Annotated in this window: 24 protein-coding genes and 1 pseudogene; 8 read left to right on the forward strand and 17 right to left on the reverse strand. The window is 63.5% G+C overall.

Annotation, left to right across the window (positions count from 1 at the left end; all coding sequences use genetic code 11):
• Nucleotides 1-8: 8 nt before the first annotated feature.
• Genes L0U81_RS27720 through L0U81_RS27740 form a run of 5 tightly spaced genes read left to right on the forward strand, consistent with a single transcriptional unit; the run spans nt 9 to nt 5236 of the window.
• Complete coding sequence (locus L0U81_RS27720; RefSeq protein WP_233808215.1) at nt 9-824, forward strand: class II aldolase/adducin family protein; 816 nt, start codon at nt 9-11, stop codon at nt 822-824.
• Nucleotides 824-1417: a cysteine dioxygenase gene (locus L0U81_RS27725; protein ID WP_233808218.1), complete on the forward strand. Its 594-nt coding sequence runs from the start codon at nt 824-826 to the stop codon at nt 1415-1417. The genes L0U81_RS27720 and L0U81_RS27725 overlap by 1 nt, the downstream gene beginning before the upstream one ends.
• Nucleotides 1417-3024: a rhodanese-related sulfurtransferase gene (locus L0U81_RS27730; RefSeq protein WP_233808220.1), complete on the forward strand. Its 1608-nt coding sequence runs from the start codon at nt 1417-1419 to the stop codon at nt 3022-3024. Before L0U81_RS27725 ends, L0U81_RS27730 begins: the two co-directional genes overlap by 1 nt.
• A complete protein-coding gene (locus L0U81_RS27735) occupies nt 3021-3956 on the forward strand; it encodes an ABC transporter substrate-binding protein (protein ID WP_233808221.1) in 936 nt (311 codons plus the stop codon). The genes L0U81_RS27730 and L0U81_RS27735 overlap by 4 nt, the downstream gene beginning before the upstream one ends.
• A gap of 47 nt (nt 3957-4003) precedes the next feature.
• Complete coding sequence (locus L0U81_RS27740; RefSeq protein ID WP_233808222.1) at nt 4004-5236, forward strand: acyl-CoA dehydrogenase family protein; 1233 nt, start codon at nt 4004-4006, stop codon at nt 5234-5236.
• Nucleotides 5237-5259: 23 nt separating this feature from the next.
• On the opposite strand, the gene L0U81_RS27745 is transcribed toward L0U81_RS27740, so the two are convergent.
• The 9 genes from L0U81_RS27745 to L0U81_RS27785 form a co-directional block, all read right to left on the reverse strand.
• Nucleotides 5260-6414, reverse strand: coding sequence for a hypothetical protein (locus tag L0U81_RS27745; protein WP_233808225.1), 1155 nt, complete (start codon nt 6412-6414; stop codon nt 5260-5262).
• 186 nt (nt 6415-6600) lie between these two features.
• Nucleotides 6601-7638, reverse strand: a complete 1038-nt coding sequence (locus L0U81_RS27750; RefSeq protein ID WP_233808227.1) for an ABC transporter substrate-binding protein — start codon at nt 7636-7638, stop codon at nt 6601-6603.
• Between the two features lie 59 nt (nt 7639-7697).
• A complete protein-coding gene (locus tag L0U81_RS27755; protein ID WP_233808228.1) occupies nt 7698-8489 on the reverse strand; it encodes an ABC transporter ATP-binding protein in 792 nt (263 codons plus the stop codon).
• Nucleotides 8483-9529 (reverse strand): ABC transporter permease, encoded by a 1047-nt coding sequence (locus tag L0U81_RS27760; protein WP_442793479.1) that lies wholly within the window; start codon nt 9527-9529, stop codon nt 8483-8485. Before L0U81_RS27760 ends, L0U81_RS27755 begins: the two co-directional genes overlap by 7 nt.
• A 25-nt stretch (nt 9530-9554) precedes the next feature.
• The gene (locus L0U81_RS27765; RefSeq protein WP_233808229.1) at nt 9555-10547 is read right to left on the reverse strand and encodes an ABC transporter substrate-binding protein; all 993 of its coding nucleotides are present in this window, start codon (nt 10545-10547) and stop codon (nt 9555-9557) included.
• Nucleotides 10548-10709: 162 nt separating this feature from the next.
• Nucleotides 10710-11162 carry a hypothetical protein gene (locus L0U81_RS27770; RefSeq protein ID WP_233808230.1) on the reverse strand — a complete coding sequence of 151 codons (453 nt, stop codon included), beginning with the start codon at nt 11160-11162 and terminating at the stop codon, nt 10710-10712.
• 296 nt (nt 11163-11458) lie between these two features.
• The gene (locus L0U81_RS27775; protein ID WP_233808231.1) at nt 11459-11752 is read right to left on the reverse strand and encodes a contact-dependent growth inhibition system immunity protein; all 294 of its coding nucleotides are present in this window, start codon (nt 11750-11752) and stop codon (nt 11459-11461) included.
• A gap of 8 nt (nt 11753-11760) precedes the next feature.
• On the reverse strand, nt 11761-12597 hold the full coding sequence (locus L0U81_RS27780; protein ID WP_233808232.1) for an RNase A-like domain-containing protein: 837 nt from the start codon (nt 12595-12597) through the stop codon (nt 11761-11763).
• A gap of 247 nt (nt 12598-12844) precedes the next feature.
• Nucleotides 12845-13012: a hypothetical protein gene (locus L0U81_RS27785; protein ID WP_233808235.1), complete on the reverse strand. Its 168-nt coding sequence runs from the start codon at nt 13010-13012 to the stop codon at nt 12845-12847.
• On the opposite strand from L0U81_RS27785, the pseudogene L0U81_RS33865 reads away from it, so the two are divergent.
• A pseudogene (locus tag L0U81_RS33865) lies at nt 12985-13089 on the forward strand (transketolase family protein); the annotation flags it as partial. The gene L0U81_RS27785 and the pseudogene L0U81_RS33865 sit on opposite strands and share 28 nt — an antisense overlap.
• Before the next feature lie 50 nt (nt 13090-13139).
• On the opposite strand, the gene L0U81_RS27790 reads toward L0U81_RS33865, so the two are convergent.
• The gene (locus L0U81_RS27790) at nt 13140-13379 is read right to left on the reverse strand and encodes a hypothetical protein (RefSeq protein ID WP_233808236.1); all 240 of its coding nucleotides are present in this window, start codon (nt 13377-13379) and stop codon (nt 13140-13142) included.
• Between the two features lie 249 nt (nt 13380-13628).
• Between L0U81_RS27790 and phaZ the strand changes: the two genes are divergently transcribed.
• Entirely contained in the window at nt 13629-14963 is a 1335-nt protein-coding gene (phaZ, locus tag L0U81_RS27795; protein WP_233808237.1) for a polyhydroxyalkanoate depolymerase, read from the forward strand.
• A 109-nt stretch (nt 14964-15072) separates the two neighbouring features.
• Here the strand turns inward: phaZ and L0U81_RS27800 are convergent, their stop codons facing one another.
• The 6 genes from L0U81_RS27800 to L0U81_RS27825 form a co-directional block, all read right to left on the reverse strand.
• Entirely contained in the window at nt 15073-16074 is a 1002-nt protein-coding gene (locus L0U81_RS27800) for an NADP-dependent oxidoreductase (RefSeq protein ID WP_233810021.1), read from the reverse strand.
• Nucleotides 16075-16123: 49 nt separating this feature from the next.
• Nucleotides 16124-16933: an oxidoreductase gene (locus tag L0U81_RS27805; RefSeq protein ID WP_233808239.1), complete on the reverse strand. Its 810-nt coding sequence runs from the start codon at nt 16931-16933 to the stop codon at nt 16124-16126.
• Between the two features lie 118 nt (nt 16934-17051).
• Nucleotides 17052-17660 (reverse strand): TetR/AcrR family transcriptional regulator, encoded by a 609-nt coding sequence (locus L0U81_RS27810; RefSeq protein WP_233808240.1) that lies wholly within the window; start codon nt 17658-17660, stop codon nt 17052-17054.
• A 215-nt stretch (nt 17661-17875) separates the two neighbouring features.
• The gene (locus tag L0U81_RS27815; RefSeq protein WP_233808241.1) at nt 17876-18190 is read right to left on the reverse strand and encodes a hypothetical protein; all 315 of its coding nucleotides are present in this window, start codon (nt 18188-18190) and stop codon (nt 17876-17878) included.
• 140 nt (nt 18191-18330) lie between these two features.
• On the reverse strand, nt 18331-19077 hold the full coding sequence (gene phbB / locus L0U81_RS27820; RefSeq protein WP_233808242.1) for an acetoacetyl-CoA reductase: 747 nt from the start codon (nt 19075-19077) through the stop codon (nt 18331-18333).
• Between the two features lie 64 nt (nt 19078-19141).
• Nucleotides 19142-19489, reverse strand: a complete 348-nt coding sequence (locus L0U81_RS27825; protein WP_233808243.1) for a polyketide synthase — start codon at nt 19487-19489, stop codon at nt 19142-19144.
• A gap of 190 nt (nt 19490-19679) precedes the next feature.
• Between L0U81_RS27825 and L0U81_RS27830 the strand changes: the two genes are divergently transcribed.
• A complete protein-coding gene (locus L0U81_RS27830) occupies nt 19680-20519 on the forward strand; it encodes a universal stress protein (protein ID WP_233808244.1) in 840 nt (279 codons plus the stop codon).
• Nucleotides 20520-20565: 46 nt separating this feature from the next.
• Here the strand turns inward: L0U81_RS27830 and L0U81_RS27835 are convergent, their stop codons facing one another.
• The gene (locus tag L0U81_RS27835) at nt 20566-21027 is read right to left on the reverse strand and encodes a universal stress protein (RefSeq protein ID WP_233808245.1); all 462 of its coding nucleotides are present in this window, start codon (nt 21025-21027) and stop codon (nt 20566-20568) included.
• Between the last annotated feature and the right edge of the window lie 165 nt (nt 21028-21192).

Consider the following 21192-nt stretch of genomic DNA (forward strand, 5'->3'; position numbering starts at 1 on the left):
ACGACACCATGAGCACCGTACTCGCCGATACGCGTTCGCCTGCATTTCGTCCCACGCCGCTACGCAAATTCTGGTTCGACGACGACGCCGAGCCGCCCCGCTCGCTCGCGCAAGAGCGCTTGCACCGGCAGCAGCGTCTTGCCGGCGCATTCCGTCTGTTCGCGCGTTACGGCTTCGCGCAGGGTCTGGCGGGTCACATCACCGCGCGCGATCCCGAATGGACCGATCATTTCTGGGTCAATCCGCTTGGCCGGCATTTCGGCCGCATCCGCGTGTCGGATCTGTTGCTCGTCAACAGTCACGGCGAGATCGTGATCGGCGACGCTCCGGTGAATCAGGCCGCGTTCGCGATTCATGCGGCGATTCACGAGGCACGGTCCGACGTGGTGGCCGCCGCGCATACCCATTCGCTGTATGGCAAGGCATGGTCGACGCTCGGACGCAAGCTCGATCCATTGACGCAAGACTCCTGCGCTTTCTACGAAGACCATGCGCTGTTCGACGACTTTCGCGGCGTCGTGCTCGACACCACCGAAGGCGCACGCATTGCAGACGCACTCGGGTCGCACAAGGCCGTGATCCTGAAGAACCACGGCATCCTCACGGCCGGTCCTTCCGTGGAAGCCGCCGCATGGTGGTACATCGCGTTCGACAACGCGTGCCATGCCCAACTGCTCGCACAGGCGGCCGGCACGCCGCAACCGATCCCGCACGACATGGCGGCCCTCACGCATCAGCAGGTCGGCCGCGCGAACGGCGCACGACATGCGTTCGATAGCCTCTATGAAGGGCTCGTCGAGGCCGAACCAGAGCTGCTCGACTGATGGCCATTCATAGACTGCGCCGTTTTGTTGGCGAAATTGCGCACCTCGTCGATTCAGGCGTGAACGAAGCCGGGTTGCTCGAACAGGGCGCGCACGCATTGCGCGAGCTAATCCGTGTCGACGACTGGCTACCGGACGCTTATCTGCAACCGTCCGTCGAGCGCTATCAGCAATTCCTGTTGTATGCCGATGCTCGCCAGCGCTTTAGCGTCGTCAGCTTCGTGTGGGGACCGGGACAGCAGACGCCGATTCACGACCACACGGTTTGGGGCTTGATCGGTGTGCTGCGCGGCGCCGAACTCGCCGCGCCGTACGCGCGCAACGACGACGGCACGCTGCGTCAGACGGGTGCCGAAGTGCGCCTCGAAGCGGGCGACGTCGAAGCGGTGTCACCGGGGATCGGCGATATTCATCGCGTGCGCAATGCGTATGACGACCGCACGTCGATCAGCATCCACGTGTATGGCGCGAACATCGGCGCGGTGCGCCGCTCGACCTATACGCCCGACGGCCTCGCCAAGCCCTTCATCTCCGGTTACTCGAACGACGCGCTCCCCAACCTGTGGGACCTCAGCAAGGAACAGCACCCCTGATGACGACCTATCCGGTTCGCACCTACGAAGATGTGCGCGAAGCACTTCTCGCGCGCCGCGAAATCGCGCTGCTCGACGTGCGCGAAGAAGACCCGCATGCGCAGGCTCATCCGCTTTTCGCTGCTAATTTCCCCCTGTCGAAACTCGAACTCGACGCCTATACGCGTCTGCCGCGCCGCGATGTGCCGATCGTGCTGTTCGATGCCGGCGAAGGACTTGCCACACGCGCCGCCGACAAGCTGACGGCGCTTGGCTACACCCAGGTCGCGTTGCTCGCGGGTGGCCTCGACGGGTGGATTCGCGCCGGCGGCGAGGTGTTTTGCGACGTCAACGTGCCAGGCAAGGCGTTTGGCGAATTCGTCGAAGCGCGCCGGCACACGCCGTCTTTGTCGGCTGAGGCCGTCGAGACGCTGCTAACCGATGGCGACGACGTCATCGTGCTCGACGCGCGACGTTTCGACGAATACCAGACTATGAACATTCCCGGCAGCATCAGCGTGCCCGGTGCCGAACTCGTGCTGCGTGCGCGTGCGCTCGCACCGGACCCGAAGACGCGCGTGATCGTCAATTGCGCGGGACGCACGCGCAGCATCATCGGCGCTCAATCGCTCGTCAATGCGGGTTTGCCGAATCCCGTCGCGGCGCTGCGCAACGGCACGATCGGCTGGACGCTCGCGGGACAGTCGCTCGAACATGGCAGCGACCGGCAGTTCGATCCTCGAGCCGGGCTGGACGCGGTCAACCTCGGCGCGTCGCGTGGCGCGGCGCGCGCGCTTGCCGACCGCGCAGGGGTGGGCCGCACGACACTCGGCGAAGCCGCGCGCTGGGCCGTCGACGCGTGGCGCACCACCTATCGCTTCGACGTGCGCACGCCCGCCGAATACGAACGCGCGCATGCGCAGGGCTTTCAGGGCGCACCGGGCGGCCAGCTCGTTCAGGAAACCGACATGTTTGCCCCCGTGCGCGGCGCGCGCGTGGTGCTGTTCGACGACGATGGTGTGCGCGCGAACATGACCGCCTCTTGGCTCGCGCAGATGAACATCGACGTGTATGTCGTCGACGGCGCCGCACCGCAAGACCTCACCGCAAGCGGCGCGTGGCGTGGCGCAAAGCCCGAGCCGGCGTCCACGCCTACCGTGTCCGCGCAGGAACTAACCGCGCTCCTCGCAGACCCTTCGAGCGGCACGCTCGTGATCGACGTCACGGCGAGCGCAAATCACGTGAAAGCCCATATTCCGGGCGCCTGGTGGCTCGTGCGCTCGCGGCTCACGAGCGCCATCGACGATCTGCGCACGCTACCCGATGCGAAACGCTACGTGATCACGTGCGCGACGAGCGCGCTCGCGAAGTTCGCCGCGCCGGAGATTGCCTCGCTGACTGGCAAGCCGGTGCAGGTTCTCGAAGGTGGCACGTCGGCGTGGATCCGCGCGGGCTTGCCGACCGAAAGCGGCGATGCGCATCTCGCGTCGCCGCGCATCGATCGTTACCGGCGTCCCTATGAAGGCACCGACAACGCGCGCGAGGCAATGAACGCATATCTGGAATGGGAGTACGGCCTCGTCGCGCAGCTCGAGCGCGACGGCACACATGGGTTCTTCGTGCTATGAATCGGCTTCTACTGAAGTTCTCCGGGGTTCTGCTCGTCGCGTGCGTGCCTTTTGCGGCTATGGCCGATTCCACGCTGAAAGTCGGCGACCAGCAGTTGCAGACGCACGGCATTCTCGAAGCCTCCGGACAACTGAATAATCTGCCGTACAAGATCGAATGGTTCAACTTCCCGGCTGCGCAACCGCTAGGCGAAGCGCTCAACGCGGGCGCGATCGACGTCGGCGGTCTCGGCGATGCGCCACTGATCTTCGCCTACGCCGCGGGCGCGCGAGTGCGCGCGGTCGCGGCGACGCGCTCGATTCCGCGTGACCTCGCGATCATCGTGCCCGACGACTCGCCGATCAGAACGGCCGCCGACCTCAAGGGCAAGCGCATTGCGACGACGCGCGGCTCGATCGGCCACTATCTCGCGATCGCGACGCTGGAGCGGGCCGGCATCAAGCTCTCCGACGTGTCGCTGCGCTTCATGCAGCCGGCCGATGCGAAGGCAGCGCTCGCGTCGGGCAATGTCGATGCATGGTCCACGTGGGACCCATACGTCGCGCTCGCCGAGCAAAAGGATCATGACCGCAGCATCGCCAACGGTATCGGCCTGTCGTCGGGTCTCAGTTTTCAGGCGGCGACGCAGACGTCGATCGAGGACAAGCATGCTGAAATCGCCGACTTCCTCAAGCGCGTAGCGGCAGGGCAGCGCTGGGCGCTCGCGCATCCGGACGAAGTCGCCGCGATGCAATCGAAGGTGACCGGCTTGCCGCCCGACGTGCTGAAGACCGTCTACCAACGCGCACAGCTGCATCCTGTCACGATCGACGACGGCCTCGTCGCCGAGCAGCAAAAGACCGCCGACCTCTATCACCGCGCCGACGTGATCAAGACGCGCCTCGACGTCACGCCAAGCTTCGACCGGCAATTCCCGCTCGACGCGCGATGAGATCGCTCGCAACCCGGCAACCCGCAATCGCAACCGATCTGTTCACAATGACGAGCCGTCCCCCTGATAACGCGCTTGCCGAAGCCGAGCGCGACGCCGCCGCGCTCGATGCGTTGGCAGATCTCGACAGTCCGCAAGCCGCCGCGTGGCTCGACGCGCTGACCCGCGAGTTCGCGGCCGGCGCGGCCGCGCTCGACGCTGGCCCGCTGTTCCCGCACGACAACCTCGCGCGCCTGCGTCGCGCGGGCCTGCTGTCGCTGACCGTGCCTCGCGCGCTCGGTGGACGCGAGGCTACGCTCGCGCAAACGCTGCGCGTGGTCGGCGCGATTGCGCGCGGCGAACCGTCGACGGCGCTGATCCTCGTGATGCAATGCCTGTATCACCTGCGGTTGCAGGCCAATCCGAATTGGCCTGCCGCGCTCAAGGAACGCATCGCACGCGACGCCGTCGAGCGTGGTGCGCTCATCAACTCGCTACGCGTCGAGCCCGAGCTTGGTTCACCGTCGCGCGGCGGCCTGCCCGCGACGATCGGCCGGCGCGCGGACGATCACTGGCTGCTGAACGGCCGCAAGCTCTATTCGACCGGCAGCCCGGGGCTCACGTGGTTCGCGGTCTGGGGCCGCACGGACGAAGACTCGCCGCGCGTCGGCGCGTGGCTCGTGCATCGCGATACGCCGGGCATCCGCTTCGGCGAGCCGTGGAACCATCTCGGCATGCGTGCGACCGGTAGTCACGAGGTGATCTTCGACAATGTGCTCGTGCCGCTCGACCATGCGGTCGATTTGCAACCGGCGCAGCAGGCTACGGGAATGGACCCGCTGACCGGCATCTGGATGAACGTGCTGCTGCCGTCGATCTATGACGGCGTGGCACGGGCCGCGCGCGACTGGTTCGTGCAATGGGCTGCGCAGCGCGCACCGTCTGGCCTCAACGCGCCACTGTCGAGCCTCGAGCGCTTTCAGCAGACGGCGGGCCGCATCGACTCGCTGCTATTCAACAACCGCGCGTTGCTCGATGCGGGCGCGGCCGGTCACGTCGACGCGACGCAAGCGCCGGCCATCAAGTATCTGGTCAGCCGGCACGCGATCGAAGCCGTGCAGCTCGCGCTCGAAGCGAGCGGCAATCCCGGACTGAGCCGCAACAACCCGCTGGAGCGCCACTATCGCGACGTGCTGTGCGCGCGCATTCATACGCCGCAGGACGATACGGTGCTCGGCAATCTCGGGCGGGCCGCATTTGCCGGCGTTGCAGCATCCGCGTCTGCGGCTCGCGGTCGATAAGGCGTACGACGCCAACACCTGTTCTACCGCGCAAAATCGATGGACCAGCCCGGCGGAACAGTCACGTGATAGGACGTGGAGTTCGATTGAATTTCCCACTGCTGCAGAAGCTGCGCTTCGAATCGTTCGCCGGAAGCAAGCAGAATCAGGAAAATCAGAACCGCAGCTACCGGTTTGAGCAATGTAATCCTCGTGTTGGCAATCGACAGCGTCAACGTCCATAGCATGAAAATGCCCCACGGATATACATAGCGCGCGCCAGTTCCGTACCAGGCGATTTGTACGGCCGGTGCCACCCTCGTGACACCCAGACCCCAGAGAAGCACGCCAAAGTAAAGCAGAAATGCAAACACCAGCCGCGCACGCGACAGAGCGCAAACACCAATCACAAGCACGGCGAATAGACAGCCGGCCGTGGTGGTGGCGATCACCGAGGGCAGGAAATCCGTAAACATCGCCTGAATCATCCAGGTGACCCAGGGGATATCGTGTATTCCTTTCGGTGGCTGCGGATTGCGCAGCATGACGATGGTCTGCACTGCAACAGCGACGAAATATGTCGCCAAAATCGGCAAGTTTATCGACGCAGATCTTGATCTCAGCCGGCGCAGCGCAATAGCTATCGCGACGATCGGCATGAGGAGAACACCGAACGGCCCGGTCAGCGTCAACAATCCAACTGCGGTGGCTCGCGGCAGCGACCGGCGACCCTGGCTTTCAAATACTGCTTCCCAGAGCAGCACGAGCAGCGCAGGCAGCAGAATCCATTGCAGGTATGTGATCGAGAGCAGCACCTCGCCGTTCTGAGGAGCGAGGACCGGCGCAAGGCCCATGAATACAGCAGTGACCGGTGTGAACTGGCGAAGAGCGAACGCGATGTATGCGCATACGCCTGACGTGACAGCCGCGCAGCACCATACGAAAAAGTAGGGAGTCGCGCTGAATGGCACGATAGCGCGCTGCGTTTCGGCAATCAGCCGAGGTACCAGATGCAAATAGCCAGAATAGTTTGTCAGGATGGCGCGCAAGCCCAACTGATGCGCCTGGAGAATAAAGATGGGGGCGTCCTCCGCCCACAGGAATCCGTGCTCGAGCCGGGTAGTTGCACGAGACCAGACAATGAGAAAAGCGAACAGAAAGACGAGTGCGCCCCGCGCGCGATGATTGGTTATCTTCATGGCGGCGACAATATCAAAGTGCCTTTTGGAAGTCGAGGGGTCTATTTCATTTGAAAATCTCTGTTTACTTCCTGTCTTTTGGGCGGGAGCCGCGGCCCATACGAACGGCCGCCGCTGGCAGGCCGACAAAGAAACGCGGCGCGCGCAAAACTCACGCGCCGCGCAATCATTTGCACCGACTCTATGTCAAGCCAACACGTCGGAAAACACCCGCGTCGCGAAGCGATCCGAACTCGTGCCCGCATTGAGCACGCCGACCGATTTAAGATCGTCCGCGTAAAGCGCGATTTCCTTCCTGAACGCATCGCCGACCGGATGGTGACGATCCGTGTGGCTCTTCAACATCCCGGTCAGTTGCGCGACGTTCGCGCCCGGCGCGTTCGGCGCGAAGATCGCCGCCGCCTCGGCCGGATGGTTGGCGGTCCATTCGGTCGCTTCGAGCAGCGCCTGCGTGAGTGCCTGGGCGGTTGAGCGGTCCTTGCGGATCAGTGAGCCGCGCACGCCCAGCACGCAGCACACGCGGTTCGCGTACTCGCCGCACAGATTGTTCGACACCTCCTGCAGGTGATCGGTCTCGCGCAGCGTCCAGATGGTCGGGTCACCATCGGCGATCGCCTGCACCTCCCCTTTCTTGAGCGCCTCGCCAAGCAGCGGTGCCGGGTACTGGCGCCAGCGCACGTCGTTGTCGGGATCGATGCCGATCTTCTTCAGCGTGATCGCGAAGAAATTCTTCGCCGGGCTCGCCATGTCGCTGACGCCGACGGTGCGCCCCTTGAGCCCTTGCAGATCGACGATGCCGGATGCGCGCGTCGCGAGCAGCCGCATGCAGCCACCGTGGATGCCCGCCGTCAGCTTTACGTCGAATCCCTGTTCCAGCGGTTTGATCCAGCGCAGCGCCATGCCGACGCCGGCATCGGACTTGCCCGTCGCGATCGCTTCGAGCAACTGGTCGGTCGAGCCCGCGAAGTTGACGAGTTCCACTTGCAGCCCATGCTTGCGGAAAAAACCTTGCTGCGCGGCGACCGGCACGGGCGCCGTGCAGATCGCGCCCGCGTTCCACGACAGTTTGAGCGGCTTCACCGCTTCATCGGCCGATGCGCGCAGCCCCGGCAGCCCGAACGCGGCGCCGCCTAGCGTGGCCGCGCCTGCTGTCCGCGCGGCGCGGCCGAGCCATGCGCGGCGCGCGAGGTTCGTCGGCGCGCGCTCGTCGTCGAAATGGTTCATTGCTGTGTTTTCCCAGAGGTGTGGTGTGGTAATGAATGAGCGAGTTGTCGGCGCGCGTCTCAGGTGTCGAGGCCCAGTTGCGCCAGCACCTGGCGGCGTAGCGCGACGAGCGCCGGGTCGTCCCGATGCCGCGGATACGGCGCGTCGTTGCGCACCTGCGCGACGATGCGCGCGGGCCGCTCGCTGAGCACGATCACGCGATTCGCGACGTACAGCGCTTCCTCGACGTCGTGCGTGACGAGCAGCACTGAAAACCCCTGCGCCTGCCACAGCTGCACGAGCTCGCCCTGCATGCGCATGCGCGTCAGCGAATCGAGCTTGCCGAACGGTTCGTCGAGCACCAGCAATTGCGGATCGTTGACGAGCGCGCGTGCGAGCGCCGCGCGCTGCGCCATGCCGCCCGACAGTTGATGCGGAAACGCGTTCGCGAATGCGGACAGCCCGACCAGTTCGAGCGCGGCATCGATGCGCGCGGCGCCGTCGCGCCTCGCGCGACGCATCTCGGGACCAAGCCCGACGTTGTCGCGCACGGTGCGCCACGGGAACAGCGTCGGGTCCTGAAACACGACCACCCGCGACGGGTCGGGTCCGCTGACGCGCTCGCCGTCGGCATGGATCGCCCCCTGTACCGGCGCTTCCAGGCCGGCCACGAGTCGCAGCAACGTCGACTTGCCGCAGCCGCTCGGCCCCAGCAGCGCAACGAATTCGCTGGGCTCGATCGAGAGGCTGAGGTCGTCGAGCACCGGCAAGGCGGCGCCGCGCAGCACGAAGCGATGACTGACGTTGCGCACGTCGATGCGCGCGCCTTGCCGCGTGTCGGCGACGAATTGCGCTTCAGAAGCGGCTACCATTTCAGCATTCCTTTTTGCCAGGCGAGCAGACGATCGCGCGCGCGGAACAGCAGCGTGATGAGGGCGGAGCACATCAGTGCCATCACGAGCAGCGCGGCATACATGTTCGGATAGGCGGCCCAGCCCTGCGCCCATTGCAGGTACCAGCCGAGTCCGGCCTTCACGCCCATCATCTCCGCGACGAACAGCACGGCAAACGACGCGCCGAGGCCCATGAAAAGGCCCACGAACACGGACGGCAACGCGGCGGGAATCGCGACGCGCAGGATCAGGAAGGTGGGTCGCGCGCCAAGCGTGCGGGCCACGTCGTAGTAAGCGGAGTTGACGCTCGCGACGCCGGACCACGTGAGCACGGCAACCGGAAACGCAGTGGCCAGCGCGATCAGGAACACGCTCGCGCTGAAGCTCGACGGAAAGAAGAAGAACGCGAGCGGAAGCCACGCGGTGGCAGGTAGCGGCCCGATCAGCCGCAGCACGGGATGCACCCAGTAGCCGACCGCCTTCGACCAGCCGATCGCGACGCCGATGACGAAGCCGGTCAACGCACCGGCGACATAGCCATAAGCAAGCAGCACGAATGAATGTCCGACGCTCGCGGCGAGCCGCGGCAGATCGTCGGCGTAGACGGCGATCAGGGCTTGCGGCGGCGCGAAGAACGGACGCGGCAGCCATTCGAGTTGCGCGGTGACGATTTCCCATCCGGTGATGCCGAGCGACAGCGCGAGCAGCCACGGCGTCGCATCGAGCCATGCGTCGAGACGGGAGCTTGTGGTGACCGGGCGTAGTTTCGCCGCCGTGCCTGCGCGGCGGCCGGCAATGCCGATTGCCAACGACGCCGCTGCGAGCACCAGCTTCAGAATCAGCAGTTCGCGCGTGTACGGCCAATCGTCGAGCGCGGGCCACCATCGCGTGAGCGCCGCGCCCGCGAGCCAGCCAAGCGCAGCCAGCACAGCGACGACACGCTTGCCTTGTTCACGCGCGGCAGGTTCTGCGGCGTCGGCAAAGCCGGCGAGTTCAAGCGTCTGCGATTGAGTCGACACGGCGGCACGCTCCGTCAGGGCGAGATCATGCGTTGGCAAGATGGGTCTCCGAAATCGCGCGCACGTCGATGCGGCCTGGCAGGATCGCGTCGCGCTGCGCGCGGTCCGCGACTTTTTGCAGCGCGTCGATGTCGCTGTCGTTGACGAAATGCTGCTTCAGCGACGCGCGTTTCGTGATCTGCCGCGCCGCATCGAGTGGCGAACGCGTGAGCGTTGCGTAGATCTGCGCGTAGGCCTCGGGGTTCGCAATCGCCCAGTCTCCCGCGCGTTGATAACGCCGCAGCAAGTCCGCGATCGCGGCGCGTTTGCGCGGGTCCGCGAGCGCGCCGCCCGATGCCGTGATGAAGCCGAGCCCGCTGTTGATGCCGGTGCCGTCGCGCAGCACACGCCCGCCGCGCTGCACGGCGATGCCGTAGTACGGATCGAATGTTGCCCATACTTCGATCGAACCCGATGCGAACGCGGCGAACGCATCGACGGGCAGAATGAAGCGCACCGACACGTCGTCTTTCGACAACCCCGCCTCGGCCAGCGCGCCATACAGCTGGAACTGCGAAATGCTGCCGCGCGCCGACGACACGAACACCGTCTTTCCCTTTAGATCCGATACCGAAGTAATCGTGGAACGCGGCGCGACCAGAATGCCGAGTTGCGCGCCCGAGCCTACTCGCGTCGCGACGATTTTCAGCGATGGGTCGCCGACGGCCGCCGCGAGTACCGGCAAGTCGCCCGCTGGCGCGAGATCGACTGAACCGGCCCGTTGCGCTTCGAACAGCGGTGCCGCGCCCTGAAAGTTGGCCCAGCGCCACGCGTACGGCGTGCCGTCGAGCACTTTCGCGGCTTCGACGAGTGCGCGCGTGCCGCCCGCCTGATCGCCGAGAATGAGCGTCACGCCGTCCGTCGAGTGGGCGTCGTTCGCATCCGCGAACGCGCAAGCCGAGGCGAACGGTGTCGCGGCAAGCGCACGCAGCAGCGTGCGCCGCCGCGTCGACATGGACGTTGGAACGAATGCGGTCATAGGTCCTCGCTGTCGATATGCAGCACAGCGTAGCGACGAACAACCGCGCTGAGAATTATTCTATTTCGATATGTTTATATCGATTCGATATTTATGTTTTGCATCTTGCGAGGCGAGTGGGCGTGCACGCTTCGCCAAGCTCTTAAGGCATTTGACGGCTTCTCAATGCCAGTGCCCACCATGTCCGTGCCAGTGGCCGTAGTAGCCTCCATGTCCGTAGCCACCTCCCCAGTAGCCTCCGATCACCACTGAAGGTCCCCACCATCCGTAGTAGCCCGGCCATGGATAGCCGTAGGGGTAACCGTAATAGCCCGGATAACCGTAGTACCCGGGATAGCCGTAGTAGCCTGGGTAGCCGTAATAAGCAGGCGGAGGTACCGCGATATACGTGCAATTCTGTCCCGACAACGCAAGGTCGTTTCGCGTCGCGTTCGCGCCGGCGGTACCGCTTGCCGGCATTGGACCGTTGCTAGCTGTTGATTCTGCAGTGGCGCTGGTGCAGGTGTAATAGCCGCCTGCGCCCGGGTAGTATGAATACGGGCCAGAATAGACGCAGCCAGACAGCGCGAGTGTGCCCGCCACGCCAATGCACAGACCAAGGATTCCAGAGCGCATGATCGCTCCCTATTCGGGTGCAACGCGCCCGCCACGACACGGGGTCCTTTTATTCTAGTCTTCGAATCTTGCATCGGCGCTATCCGGCCCGATGCGAGGGCGGCTGTGCAGCGTCATGCATTCGCGGTTCGAAAAAAAATCCACTCTTCAGACGCATAGGGCAGGTACGCGCCTCGCGGCGGAGCAGATATGCCGTCGAAATCAGGAGTCTCGTCATGGACCCGCTCGATCCCCGTCAATCGGCTGTCGGCCACCCGCCGCGCAGCAGAGGTGAAATGACGAGAATTCGACGCGCACTAAGAGTCGCTAAAGAGACGTTTTAATTCTTCAAGAAACGACGCGGTCGTGTGGCCCCATAATTCCGGGTTAAACCCCGGGCCGTAATCTCTTTCAAATGCGGAGTCCAAGTCGCCAGGGTGCTCGTTCATGAATAAATTTATTTCATTGATTATTTCCTGATGATAGTCCGGCGGACTATCCCTTTTATAACAGGAAGCGATCTCAGGAATCGTGTCTCCCCATAAATCGAAATCCTGATTGAAATATGCGCCAAAAAGTTCATACATCCGAGGATAGCGATCTGATAACATGACTTTCCTTATTCCACGTAGGCAGTGAGCACATAATACGGCATATTGTTGTATGTTTGATATTTCAGCACGACCGTAACTAGATTCATTTGCGTAAACTTGAGGTTTTTTCTTTTTATTCCATACCCAATATTTCCCTCAACCCGCTTAACCAAAGTAAGAGGAATATTGTTGTTCGATGAACGCGCCCAATTCCGGATTTTTATCGCATTTGAATTCATAACATCCGATATAGCTAACTCTGCTACGCGAAGGTTATAGAACGACGAAACAATCTCCCTTTTTGGTTCCCGTTTAAGTCGATCCAGTAGCCACGCCTCGTCCTTTTCGACTTGCTTCAGGAGTGTGTGCCCCCCGAGCCTGGGCTTGAACGCTTTCGCCTCGTGCATGCGCAGATTGATCCGGCCCATTGTGACACTGGCCGCGCGCGCAGCCTTGATCGAGCCAGCAAAGCCGAACGGCACGACCATATCGAGCGACAGGCCGATATTGTTCGCCATGTCGGGACTGGCCTTCATCGCCTCAGCCAGCTTCGTCGTGCCCTGCTGGGTCAGCGTGGCCGTATCCTGTCCTGTCCAGACCTGACGCAAACCCGCTGCCGCCGTGTCAGACCCGTGTGCGCCGAACACGATACATCCGGCCTTGCTTGCCATCGTCGGTTCCGGCATCACACACAGCACCCCGGCTCCGACCATTTCCAGCAGGCCCCCTACGAGTTGCAACCCGCCCCATAGCCGGTTGGAAAGCATGTCCGTGTGGCTGATCGACTGGCGGGTGAGCACTGCTGCGAGTTGCGGCGCACTGAGCACGACGCGCACGCCGTCCGAATCCTGTTGATACGACATTCCGTATTCCTCTGTACCTGTTGGCGAATAGCCAACCTAGCAGGCGACTACAGGGACAGGGAATGGGCGATGGATGATTTCAGTGTCCCGCAGCGTCAACGAACGGCGATATTGTTCACGCCGGAATGCACGCCGTGGTACGTAGGGACAGGCGGGATAATGCCGGTTTCGTCCAGCAGATCGGTGTTTTTTGCGGAGTCAGGCCGATGTGCAGACGTGCGCCCAATGCTTCCATAAGCGGGCGGCTCTATTCCAGCAAATCAGTGCAGTGATAGGCCGCTTCGACCTTGTTCGCCACGGTATGCGCGAGCGCCCGCTCGGCGAGGTCGCGCGCATAGCCGTGTTCGCTGACCCAACTCAGGAAACTCGAACGGTAGCCGTGGGCGGATGCGCTCGCTCGAAGTCGCGAAAGCACTGGAGGCGGACAAGGTCGGTGTTGGCGTGCCGCACGTGCCGGAGGATATGGGCAATGACCGCGCCACGATCGGTCGCGGTCATTGCTTGAGATGAGCTTGCGCGCAGCCGCGCGCCGCCTCGCGTTTTCACACGCCGATGGTCCGCGTCGTTTTCAGCGCGATCCATGTCATGCCTTCGCGCAGTCCTTCGAGTACCGCTTCTCTTTCCACGATGAACACACGTGCATGATGAAAGGTGTGTTCGAAGTCGCCCTCGGGCGACTCGTGTTTGACATGGATCGTCGCCTGAAATCCGCCTTCCGGCGCCGCCTCTGTCTCGACGCTCACGGACCAGCTTCCTTGCTGCGCGTTTGCAGATATGGTCATTGGATGCTCCTCGGGTTGGCGCGAACGGTTGCCACCGTCAGCGTAATGCCGTGCAATGCCTCTCTCGTTGATCCTGGTCAAGCGTCAAAGCGAACCGTGAGTCACGCTCGATGTCATTCGCGCGCTGCTTTCAGCTTCGTTGCAGACGCACGCCGACGTTTCGCGGTAAGCTTTCCGCGGTATCCGCATCACGCGTTCGCGTCGGTGAGGCAACGCTGCCCTCATGATCGACGAACGCCGGAGTTCATCATGTGGTACGCCTTCATCGATGCCCAGCAACGCCTCGCGCGCGCGATGGCCGGAGGAGTGCTATCCGAATCCGGCTCGGCGCCGGGCGCGCAAGCGGCCTGGCTCAGCACGGAACAGGCGGTCGACGCGTTCAGCTACTGGCTGCTCAGGTCCGCCTGCGCTTTCGAGCGGACGCCACCGTTCGCGATCCACTCCGTTCTCGCCAATGATAGCCGCGTGGCCGTCGAGGAAAGCGTCGTCGCGTCGCCTGCGCTCGGCGCGCTGCTCAGATTCAAACGCAAACCGCCTACGTCATCAGCTGACGAAAAGCTGCCGGTGCTGTTGTGTGCGCCGCTCGCCGGACATCATTCGGTCATGCTGCGCGAGACGGTCGAAACGTTGCTCCAGGAACGTGACGTATTCGTGACCGACTGGGCCGACGCGCGCGACGTTCCGCGCGAAGCCGGCCCGCTGTCGCTCGACGACTACGTGCGGGCGCTCGAAAGCTTCGTCGGCACCGCCCGCGCGTTCGGCTCGCCCGTTCATGTGGTCGCGATCTGTCAGGCGAGCGTGCCCGCGCTCGCCGCCGCGGCCTTGCTCGCCAAGGACGATACCGCGCCGATCGCGAGTGTCTCGCTGCTCGGCGGTCCGATCGATACCCGTTTGAACCCGACCGTCACGGACCGCTTCGCGAGCTCCCATACGCTCCAGTGGTTTCACGATAATGCGATCGATCTCGTTCCTCCGCCCTATCGCGGCGCGGGACGCCTCGTGTATCCGGGTTTCATCCAGCAGGCGGCGCTCTTTGCCGCGCATCCGGAGCGGCATTTGCGCCTCGAAGCGGATTACTGGTCCAGGTGGCTGGCCGGCGATATCTCCGGTGCACAGCAAGCGCTGCGCACGGCGAACGAATATGCCGCGGTCCTCGATATGGCGGAGTGCTACTTCCTCGACATGCTTCGTGTGGTGTTTCACGAGCATCTGTTACCGCGCAATCTATGGTCGGTCGCCGGGCGTCAGGTGCGGATCGCCGCGCTGCGCGATACGCCGCTGTGCACGATCGAAGGCGACAGCGACGAGATCACGGGCGCGGGGCAAACGCATTGCGCGCATGCGCTGTACGAAGCATCGCCGATGCGGCCCAGACGGCAGTTCACCGTTGAGCAGTGCAATCACTACGACCTGTTTATCGGTCCGCGTTGGCGCGATGCGGTTTATCCGGCGCTCTGCGAATTCTGGCGCGAGGTCGAACACACCGCGTTGGAGATTCGCCGGCCGCCCCGCGCGGCCAGGGGGTCGGCGAGCCGAAAACGGCGTGAGGCGGCAGCGAAACCGTCGGCAGTCCGGATTTCGTGACGCGCAAAGGGGATCTGTATTCCACGGTTGAATTGTCACGACGTCGCAAGAACTTCGCATCGAGCAGGCGCCGTTGCTTCTGCGAGGAAACAGACATCGACCCCTCCTACTATCGGATCTTAACGACGACCTTACCCTTTGCACGCCCTGTTTCGACGTAAGCCACAGCCTCTTGTGTTGATTCGAACGGGAAAATCCGATCAATCACGGGTCTTACCGCAGCTATGTCGACGAGCTTCGCGATTTGGGCTAACTGGTCTCCATCGGCGCGCATGAAGAGGAATGAGTAACCAACGTCACGACGTCTCGCCGCCTTTCGGATGCGATAGCTTAGAAACCGCATCGCCGCTTTCAGGAACCAGGAGGCACCCATCTGCCTCGCAAAATCAGGATCGGGCGGACCGGCGATTCCGATGAGCTTGCCACCCGGCTTGAGCACTTGTAGTGATTTTTCGAGCGTATTTCCGCCCTGCGTATCCAGCACCACGTCGCAGTCTTTCAATACAGCGGCAAAGTCGTCTTTCTTGTAGTCGATGACGGTGTCGGCACCGAGCTGCTTCATCAATCCGGCATTCGCGGCGCTCGCTGTCGTCGCGACCGTCGCGCCCAGATGCTTCGCCAGTTGAATGGCAAAGGTGCCAACGCCGCCCGAGCCGGCGTGGATGAGTACCTTCTGCCCTTTCTTCAGTTGCCCTCGCTCGACCAGCGCCTGCCAGGCGGTCAAGCCCACCAACGGGATTGAAGCCGCTTCTTCCATACTGAGCGTTTTGGGCTTGAGGGCCACGGCATCTTCAGTAATCGCGATGAATTCCGCGAAAGTACCGATGCGATCTTTGGGCGGCCGCGCATAGACCTCATCGCCCGGCTTGAATTTCCGCACGCGCGATCCGGCTCGGACAACGACCCCGGCCAGGTCGTTGCCCAGAATCAGCGGCAAACGATAGGGCAGAATGAGCTTGAACTCCCCATCCCTGATCTTTGAATCAAGCGGGTTCACCCCAGCGGCGTGAATCTGGATCAATACGTCGTCCTCACGCAGTTCAGGGACCGGCATATTGCCGGCTCGTACGCCATTCTTGCGTCCGTATCGATCGACGACGAATGCCTTCATCATGGGTGATTGTTCCTTGTCAGTTGCTTGTTGCGTCAGGTAACAGCTTCTACGTTGCGAGCCTCAGATCTTTGCGAATGCCGGCGTCCACCAGCCCTGCAGGCGTAAATCTGCGCAGCAATCGCAGTCGTCCGGCGAGGCCGCCCGCTGCATAACGAAGTCTCGGGCGAGCCGCGAGTGCGGCCTGCAATACGGTTTCGGCCACAACCTGAGGACCGTCAGCGCGCTCGACCACCTCCTTTACTCGCTTATCCACGGCCGCCCGTACCTCGTGGTACGCGTCGAGGGGAGCGTCGGGTGCCATGAAGTTCGTGTCGAAAGGCGTCTTGATGTAGGCCGGCTCAATGAGCGACACCCGGATGCCCATCGTGCGCAACTCGTGATCGAGCGACTCCGAATAGCCTGCTACCGCATGCTTGGTGGCGGAATACAGCGCCATATATGGCATCGGCAAGAAACCCAGAACGGAGCCGATGTTGATGATGCGGCCGCGACCTTGTTGCCGCATATGGGGTAGCACGGCACGCGTCATGCGAACAATCCCGAAGAAGTTCGTATCGAAGATTGCACGGGCCTGATCAAGCGAACTCTCTTCCGCGCCGGCGGGGGCGACCCCGAAGCCAGCGTTGTTCACGAGGAGATCGATGCGGCCGTGCAGGCGCAGTACCTCCTTGACGGCTGCTTCAACTGATTCGTCGCTAGTCACGTCCAGCGGCAGCATCTCGAACGTCCGCTGGCCAGCTTGTACGCCGCGCCGGCTGGTGCCGTAGACCTTGTATCCGGCCTTCGCAAGGCGGGTCGCTGTGGCTTCGCCGATGCCTGAAGAGGCACCTGTAACGAGCGCTATTCCTGTTTTCATGATGTCCTTCGGGTAGTGAGAAATGATCTTCAGGCGCTTGGTCGAACATTCACTTCGCCTTGAATATGATGATCGTCATATTTAGGGTCCATCAAAAGCGCACGGAGGGCACGCGGCTTTACTCATCAGCGGGTGCGAATTTTTTCAATGCGGCTTCAAGAAAACTGTCCGACAGCTTGGGGTCGTCGACAGCGCGCGCCAGCACCAATGTGCCAACCATAGTCGCAACGGTCAAAAGTGCCTGCTCATGGGCGCCCGGTTGGCCCCAATCGGGCAACTGGCGAGCAACCACGTCGATCATCTGCTTGATGCGGCGGGTGGCTGCGCGCCGCACGACGGGCGCCTGACGCGGCATCTCCGAGCCAAGCGCGGAGACCGGGCAGCCGGTCTCTATCGCTTCACGGTGCTCCTTCGACAGATAGGCACGCACGATTGACGGTAACGCCTGCTCCGGCGGCACGGAGGCGGCGATCTGTTCCGACAGGGCCACGGCCTCAGCACCGGCGCGGTCAGCCGCTTCGGCAAGCAGCACCTCGCGCGATGGAAAGTGTGCGTAGAAGCCGCCGTGGGTCAGGCCAGCCTCCTTCATGATGTCGGCCACTCCCGTCCCGTCGTACCCGCTTCGCCGAATCGCGCGCGCGGCAACCTCGACGATGCGTTCGTGCGTGATTTCTTTACGGCTGGCGGTTTTCCGAGCGAGGGATGATTTCTGCATGATGGTCATCATATACTATTTGGGCACGATTTGCTGCGGGGTAAAAATCTCGAAGGGAATCAAGGTGTCGACCAGGCAGCGCTAGCGTGCGCAACTCTGTTCAAGATGCTGAGCCCGAGCTCGGTGTCTGATTACGGTGGTCTTGGCAGGGATGGCCATCGCGCGCTTCCTGGCTAACACTCGCGAGGACAGACAGTGACGGTTCCTCGTTGGGCGAGCTGCAACGCTCACTGGCCGCGCTCCAGGGCGGCCGCCGTTTCGAGCGCCTTCTCCGCCGCATCAAACGCGCAGCGGATGGCCACTTCAGCGTCGTCGCCCGCGCAGTGCGCAACGGGCCTGAGTTCGTGCGCCGGTGTGAGCAGATCGAGCCGCACGTCATACAGCGGATGGGCCGATCCCAGACGCAACGCCTCGATGGCGAGATGGCAGTTCGACACGAGCACGCCAAACCGCGCGAGACGCACCAGTTGCACACCCGCTTGCGCTTCGAGCCGCCCCGCGCCCGCGAAGCCGAGGTAGACGATCTGCATGCCGATGCCCATCCTCGCCTCCCGCTGCGAATATCGATCGGGCCTGTTCCGCGTAGATCGAGGTCCAGGCCCTCGCTATGGGCTTATCCTGTTCTTACATTTAAGGCGCTCATTGACGTGCGTCAAGCGTGGCGAAGGCCGGCCCTCCCCCCTCACTGCATATGCATGCCCCCATTGATCGCAATGTCGGCACCGGTGATAAAAGCCGCCTGCTCCGAGCACAGAAAGGCGATCAACGTCGCCACTTCATCCGGACGCCCCAGCCGCCCGACCGGAATCTGGGGAAGGATCTTCTTGTCGAGAATCTCGCGTGGCACCGCTTCGACCATCGCGGTCGCCAGATACCCGGGCGATACCGTATTCACCGTGACGCCGTGCTTCGCGGTTTCGAGCGCGAGTGCCTTCGTGAAGCCATGCACACCCGCCTTGGCCGACGAATAATTGGTTTGCCCGTAGGCACCGCGCGAACCGTTGACCGACCCCACGTTGACGATACGCCCGTGGCGCCGCTCGAGCATGCCGGGCAGCAGCGGCTTGGTCATGTTGAACAGACCGTCGAGATCGGTGCGCAGCACGGCGTCCCAATGTTCCTTTGTCATCTTCGCGAAGCTCGTGTCGTGCGTGATGCCAGCGTTGTTGATCAGCACGTCGACCGCGCCCAGCTCGCCGAGAACGCTTTGCGCGCAGCGCGCGCATGAATCGAAGTCGGCGATGTCGGCTTCATACGCGTGAAACTCTCGACCCGCGTCGCGCTCGTTCTGCAGCCAGATCGACACGTGATCGTTGCGCGTCGAGTGCAACACCGCGACCGTCATCCCCGCGTCATGCAGGGCCCGGCTGATCGCCGTGCCCAAGCCGCCCATCCCGCCTGTCACCAATGCCACGCGATCCGTTCCCATCTGATCTCCTCCTTGCTGTGTCTGTGATTGACGGTGCGCGCCCCGGCTTTGCCGACTCGCACCGCTAAACGACGCCCGCGAACGGCACCGCGTTCTGCGAGCTCCAACACCATGCACTCAGGCCGCCGGCTAGCGGCGCGCCACCTGGCACGTTCGCGTACGCCGCCTGCCACCACGCGTACCAGGCGGCGAAGGCCCGGTTGGCTTCGTCGAACCAGTCCGCCTCGCGCTGTGCGGCGAAGGCGATCGACTTGCTCCAGTCGGCGAAGATGCGCTCCGCGCACTCGCGGGCCGCGCTGTGCGCGGTTTGATACATCACCGCGCAATCGAGCCAGCCTTGGGGCAGCGCGGATGCCGTCGCGGCCCACGCTGACGCCGGGCGCATGCGCGGTGCATCGGATTCAGAAGCCATGATCGTTGCCCTCCAGAGCACAGCATAGGACTGCCAGGAGCGGTTGCAAAGCATCGACCGCGCCTGCCACATGTTGAGCGCGCGACGGCCCCCGCTTGATCTGCGTCAACGGCCGCGCCCGCCGGGCCCATAGACTCCATTTGACGACGGGCTCGCGCCCGTTCCCACGTTCTGTCACGGAGCCCCGGCGATGAGCTACAAAAGCATTCTCGTTCACCTCGATACGAGCGTTCGTGCACATCCTCGCCTCGAGCTCGCGTTGCAGCTCGCGCATCGCTTTCATGCGACGCTGACCGGCCTGTTTTCGACCTACGTGCCGCCGCGCCACGGATTCTTCGTGATGGCCGGCACCGCCGACTACTACGCGGAGCACGAACGCCTGCGGCTCGAGCGTGCCGGCGCGCTCGAACGGCTGTTTCGCGCGGAGCTCGCGCGCGCGAACGTCGACGGCCAGTGGATCGCCGCGCAGGGCTACGCGAACGACGTCGTGCCGCCGTACGCGCGTCTCGCCGATCTGATCGTGCTCGGGCAGACGGACCCGGTCGATCCCGAGGCCTTCGTCGCCGAACAGTTCGTCGAGCACATCGTGCTGTCGGCCGGACGGCCGGTGTTGCTGGTGCCGTCGGCTGGCACCTTCGCGCCGCCGGGCCGGCACGTGCTGATCGCATGGGACGGCAGCCGTGAAGCCACCCGCGCGATCCACGACGCGCTCCCGTTCCTCGCGCACGCAGCCAAAGTCACGCTACTGACGGTTCATTCGCCAGCCGACCGGCCACCACGCGACACGGTTCCGGACGCGGACATCGCGCTGACCATCGCGCGTCACGGCGTGAAAGTCGACGTGCGCGATCTCTCCATCGGAGCTGACACGCCGGTCGGCGATGCGCTGCTGTCGCAGTCGGACGAGCTCGGCTGCGACATGATCGTGATGGGGGCGTACGCGCATTCGCGTCTGCACGAAGTCGTACTGGGCGGCGCGACGCGCACGATGCTCGAGTCGATGACCGTGCCGGTGCTGTTGTCGCATTGAAGTCCGCGCTTAAGGAAACCGCCCTGTTGCGCCGCCGCGCCGCGTTTCAGGGCTGCGCCTGCCCGGCGGAATCATGCCGCACGATCAGCACGGGCTTGTCGGTCGCACGCACGAGCGACTCCGCGACGCTGCCGAGCAGAAACCGCTGCACGCCGTGCCGGCCGTGCGTGCCCATCACGATCAGATCCGCGTCGATCTCGTCGGCGACGCGCGCGAGCACCAACGACACGCTTTCGGCGTAGGCGTCAATCACGCGCACGCTGCCGGGCACCTGCGCTTCGCGCATCATCTCGCGCGGCGAATCGAGCGCGCGGCTGGCGAATTCTTGCGCCGCGGTCGGCGGCTCCGGCTCGAAAGCCGCATCGGCGGTGTCCGACCACTTGCCGTGCCCAACCACGCAACAGGCTTCGAGTGTGGCGCCCGTCAGCTTCGCGAGCTGTAGCGCTTCGGCAAAGGCGCGCTGCGCGCTGGGACTGTCGTCGAGCGCAACCAGGATTCGTTGATACATGTTGGACTCCCTCTGAAAGCGCTGGCATGACCCGAAGTGGTGCCCTCGCGCGTCTGTAACGACAGTGTGGAGTGCGCGCCGGCGCGCGGCTTGACGCAAGTCAACGGGTCGCCGCTCGTCCAGCCTCGCCGCATCCGCCCCCTCGCTAGGAATATTCCTACAAAG

The organism is Paraburkholderia sp. HP33-1 (assembly GCF_021390595.1).
In the GTDB taxonomy this organism is placed as follows: domain Bacteria; phylum Pseudomonadota; class Gammaproteobacteria; order Burkholderiales; family Burkholderiaceae; genus Paraburkholderia.

Bases quoted from the DNA above. Each gene is read 5' to 3' on its own strand.
- L0U81_RS27810 (WP_233808240.1), bottom strand. From the start codon at position 17,660: ATGATGACCATCATGCAGAAATCATCCCTCGCTCGGAAAACCGCCAGC.
- L0U81_RS27800 (WP_233810021.1), bottom strand. From the start codon at position 16,074: ATGAAGGCATTCGTCGTCGATCGATACGGACGCAAGAATGGCGTACGA.
- phbB (WP_233808242.1), bottom strand. From the start codon at position 19,077: ATGGGAACGGATCGCGTGGCATTGGTGACAGGCGGGATGGGCGGCTTG.
- L0U81_RS27720 (WP_233808215.1), top strand. From the start codon at position 9: ATGAGCACCGTACTCGCCGATACGCGTTCGCCTGCATTTCGTCCCACG.
- L0U81_RS27775 (WP_233808231.1), bottom strand. From the start codon at position 11,752: ATGTTATCAGATCGCTATCCTCGGATGTATGAACTTTTTGGCGCATAT.
- L0U81_RS27780 (WP_233808232.1), bottom strand. From the start codon at position 12,597: ATGTCGTATCAACAGGATTCGGACGGCGTGCGCGTCGTGCTCAGTGCG.
- L0U81_RS27765 (WP_233808229.1), bottom strand. From the start codon at position 10,547: ATGACCGCATTCGTTCCAACGTCCATGTCGACGCGGCGGCGCACGCTG.
- L0U81_RS27735 (WP_233808221.1), top strand. From the start codon at position 3,021: ATGAATCGGCTTCTACTGAAGTTCTCCGGGGTTCTGCTCGTCGCGTGC.
- L0U81_RS27725 (WP_233808218.1), top strand. From the start codon at position 824: ATGGCCATTCATAGACTGCGCCGTTTTGTTGGCGAAATTGCGCACCTC.
- L0U81_RS27745 (WP_233808225.1), bottom strand. From the start codon at position 6,414: ATGAAGATAACCAATCATCGCGCGCGGGGCGCACTCGTCTTTCTGTTC.
- phaZ (WP_233808237.1), top strand. From the start codon at position 13,629: ATGTGGTACGCCTTCATCGATGCCCAGCAACGCCTCGCGCGCGCGATG.
- L0U81_RS27730 (WP_233808220.1), top strand. From the start codon at position 1,417: ATGACGACCTATCCGGTTCGCACCTACGAAGATGTGCGCGAAGCACTT.
- L0U81_RS27830 (WP_233808244.1), top strand. From the start codon at position 19,680: ATGAGCTACAAAAGCATTCTCGTTCACCTCGATACGAGCGTTCGTGCA.
- L0U81_RS27835 (WP_233808245.1), bottom strand. From the start codon at position 21,027: ATGTATCAACGAATCCTGGTTGCGCTCGACGACAGTCCCAGCGCGCAG.
- L0U81_RS27825 (WP_233808243.1), bottom strand. From the start codon at position 19,489: ATGGCTTCTGAATCCGATGCACCGCGCATGCGCCCGGCGTCAGCGTGG.
- L0U81_RS27805 (WP_233808239.1), bottom strand. From the start codon at position 16,933: ATGAAAACAGGAATAGCGCTCGTTACAGGTGCCTCTTCAGGCATCGGC.
- L0U81_RS27740 (WP_233808222.1), top strand. From the start codon at position 4,004: ATGACGAGCCGTCCCCCTGATAACGCGCTTGCCGAAGCCGAGCGCGAC.
- L0U81_RS27815 (WP_233808241.1), bottom strand. From the start codon at position 18,190: ATGGGCATCGGCATGCAGATCGTCTACCTCGGCTTCGCGGGCGCGGGG.
- L0U81_RS27755 (WP_233808228.1), bottom strand. From the start codon at position 8,489: ATGGTAGCCGCTTCTGAAGCGCAATTCGTCGCCGACACGCGGCAAGGC.
- L0U81_RS27790 (WP_233808236.1), bottom strand. From the start codon at position 13,379: ATGACCATATCTGCAAACGCGCAGCAAGGAAGCTGGTCCGTGAGCGTC.
- L0U81_RS27770 (WP_233808230.1), bottom strand. From the start codon at position 11,162: ATGCGCTCTGGAATCCTTGGTCTGTGCATTGGCGTGGCGGGCACACTC.
- L0U81_RS27750 (WP_233808227.1), bottom strand. From the start codon at position 7,638: ATGAACCATTTCGACGACGAGCGCGCGCCGACGAACCTCGCGCGCCGC.